The following is a 2,978-nucleotide window of genomic DNA, read 5'->3' as shown; positions in this document are numbered from 1 at the left end:
GCGCTGATCGCCTCCCGCGGTCCCGCGCGTCTCGGGACGCCCATCCAAGCTCGGCATCTCGTCCGAACGCGGGTGTGCGGCCCGAGCGCCCCGGGCCGCCCGCGTACCCTGGACGTGTGACCACCTCGGCGAACGACACCCTGTACGAGCGTGCCCGGCACGCGATCCCCGGCGGCGTGAACTCGCCCGTCCGAGCCTTCCGCTCGGTCGGCGGGACCCCCCGGTTCATGGTTTCGGCGTCGGGCCCGCACATCACCGACGCGACGGCCGCGAGTACGTCGACCTCGTCTGCTCCTGGGGGCCGGCCGTGCTCGGCCACGCGCACCCCGAGGTCGTCGCCGCGGTGCAGGAGGCGGCCGCGCGCGGCCTCTCGTTCGGCGCGTCCACTCCCGCCGAGACCGAGCTCGCCGAGCTCGTCGAGGCGCGGATCACGGCCGGCGGTGTGTCGCCGATCGAGAAGCTGCGGCTCGTGTCGACGGGCACGGAGGCCACGATGACCGCGATCCGCCTCGCTCGGGGCGTCACCGGCCGCGACCTGCTGATCAAGTTCTCGGGCCACTACCACGGCCACTCCGACGGCCTCCTGGCCGACGCCGGCTCGGGTCTCGCGACCCTGTCGCTGCCCGCCTCGGCCGGAGTGACCGCCGCGACGGCCGCGCAGACGATCGTGCTGCCCTACAACGACCTCGACGCCGTGCGCGCCGTCCTCGCCGAGCGCGGCTCCGAGATCGCCGCGGTGATCACGGAGGCCGCGGCCGCCAACATGGGCGTCGTCGCTCCGGAGGCGGGCTTCAACGCGGCCCTCGCCGAGCTGGTGCACGCGAACGGCTCGCTGCTCATCATGGACGAGGTGCTCACCGGGTTCCGCGTGAGCGCCGGCGGCTGGTGGGGTCTCGAGAACCAGGCGTCCGAGGCTCCGTACCGCGCCGACCTCTACACGTTCGGCAAGGTCATCGGCGGCGGCATGCCGGTCGCCGCGCTGGGCGGCCGCGCCGACGTGATGGACCACCTCGCTCCGCTGGGCCCGGTGTACCAGGCGGGGACCCTGTCGGGTAACCCGGTCGCCGTCGCGGCGGGCATCCGGACCCTGCAGCTCGCCGACGACGCGGTCTACGCCGCTCTCGACGCGACCGCGGCGACGCTCCAGCGCGAGGTGTCCGCGGCGCTGTCGGCGGAGGGCGTGGCGCACACCGTCCAGACGGCGGGCAACCTGTTCAGCTTCGTCTTCACCGACCTCGGCCGGCCCGTCCGCGACTACGCCGAGGTGCAGGCGCAGGAGGCGTTCCGCTACCCGGCGTTCTTCCACTCGATGCTCGACTCGGGGGTCTCCCTGCCGCCGTCGGTGTTCGAGGCCTGGTTCGTCTCAGCCGCGCACGACGACGCGGCGGTCGACCGCATCGTCCGAGCGCTGCCGGCCTCGGCGAAGGCGGCGGCGGCCGCGCGTCCGTAGAGGGAGCGGCGCGAGCCGCCCCCTCCGGTCTCAGCGGCGCGAGACGGACTTCGGCAGCACGAACACCAGCGCGAAGGCCGCGACCGCCATCAGGGTGCTGAGCAGCATGGCGGGCGCCGCGGCGTCGAGGAATCCGGACGCCACGGTGTCGGGCCCGGTGATGACGAGCCCGCCGAACAGCACGCTGCCGATCACGGCGATGCCCACGGCCGAGCCGATGCGCTGGATGGCCGAGATCACTCCGCTCGCCGCGCCGGCGTCCTGCGGGTCGACGGTCGCGACGATGAACTGGACGTTCGGGGCGATGAAGAAGCCGTTGCCGAGCCCGGCGATCAGCAGCGGAGCGAGCAGCTGCCAGTTGGTGATCGAGTCCGGAGTCGCGGTGAGGAGCACGAGCCACACCCAGGCGAGGCCGATGGCGAGGAGCCCGCTGCCCATGACCAGGACGTTGCGGCCCAGCCGCGCAGTCATCCGGTTGCTCTGCGAGGAGCTGATGATGCTGCCGATCGCGAAGGGGATCGAGACGAGCCCCGACTCGAGCGCGGTGTGGCCCAGCCCCGACTGCCAGAGCAGCGAGATGGTGAAGAAGATGCTCGTGAAGGCCGCGAAGTAGACCAGCGCCAGGATCACGCCGCCGGTGAAGGCGGGGTGGCGGAACAGCGACGGGGGCACGAGGGGAGTGCGGCCGCGGCGGACGTAGAGGACCTCCCAGGCGCCGAACGCCGCGAGCAGGACGACTCCGCCGACGATCGAGAGGATCGTCCAGAGCGGCCAGCCCTCGTCCTCACCCTGGATGAGCGGCACCAGGAGGGCGACCAGACCGCCCGAGACGAGGACGAGGCCGAGCCAGTCGACGCCGCCGCTGGGCGCGCGATCGCCCGACTCGAGCTCGCGACGGGCCGGGAGCAGGCGGGCCGCGGCGATCAGCGTGACGACGCCGATGGGCAGGTTCACCCAGAAGACCAGGCGCCAGCCGTTCTCGTCGCCGAACGCCTGGATGATCAGTCCGCCGATGATCGGTCCGAGCGCCGACGAGACGCCGAGGACGGCGCCCATGATCGCGAACGCCCTGCCGCGCGCAGGCCCGCGGAAGAGCAACTGGATGTAGGCGTTGACGGCCGGCACGAACATGCCGCCGGCGAGGCCCTGCACGACGCGCGCGACGACGAGCTGCAGGTCGTCGGCGGCGAGTCCGCAGGCGAAGCTCGCGACGGTGAACAGCGCGACTCCGCTGACGAAGACCCACTTGTGGCCGAAGCGGTCGCCGAGGCGGCCGGAGGGGATGAGGGCGAGCCCGAACGCGAGCGCGTAGCCCGAGATGATCCACGACAGCGTCGACTCGGAGGCGTCGAGGGTGGTGCGGATGGTCGGCAGTGCGACGTTGACGATCGTGGTGTCGAGCAGCGCGATGAACATGCCCGCCAGCAGGACGACGAGCGAGCGCCACGCGCGCCGGTCGGGGGCGGGAGGGGCGCCGGTCGCGCCGCGGTCGGTCGACGTCTCGGTCATGGGAGGGGCCTTTCGAGGG

At 72.9% G+C, this 2,978-nt stretch carries 1 protein-coding gene and 1 pseudogene; one reads left to right on the top strand and one right to left on the bottom strand.

From position 1 onward, the window contains the following. Positions 1 to 116 precede the first annotated feature (116 nt). A pseudogene (gene hemL, locus B0T42_RS18810) lies at positions 117 to 1,450 on the top strand (glutamate-1-semialdehyde 2,1-aminomutase). Positions 1,451 to 1,480: 30 nt separating this feature from the next. Here hemL and B0T42_RS18805 read toward each other — a convergent pair. Continuing rightward, complete coding sequence (locus tag B0T42_RS18805; RefSeq protein WP_077224490.1) at positions 1,481 to 2,959, bottom strand: MFS transporter; 1,479 nt, start codon at positions 2,957 to 2,959, stop codon at positions 1,481 to 1,483. Positions 2,960 to 2,978: the final 19 nt, after the last annotated feature.

The organism is Rathayibacter rhapontici, assembly GCF_001995175.1.
In the GTDB taxonomy this organism is placed as follows: domain Bacteria; phylum Actinomycetota; class Actinomycetes; order Actinomycetales; family Microbacteriaceae; genus Rathayibacter.
This window is presented reverse-complemented; position numbering and strand designations above follow the sequence as displayed.

Coding starts and splice junctions, on each gene's coding strand:
- B0T42_RS18805 (WP_077224490.1), bottom strand. CDS start 2,959: ATGACCGAGACGTCGACCGACCGCGGCGCGACCGGCGCCCCTCCCGCC.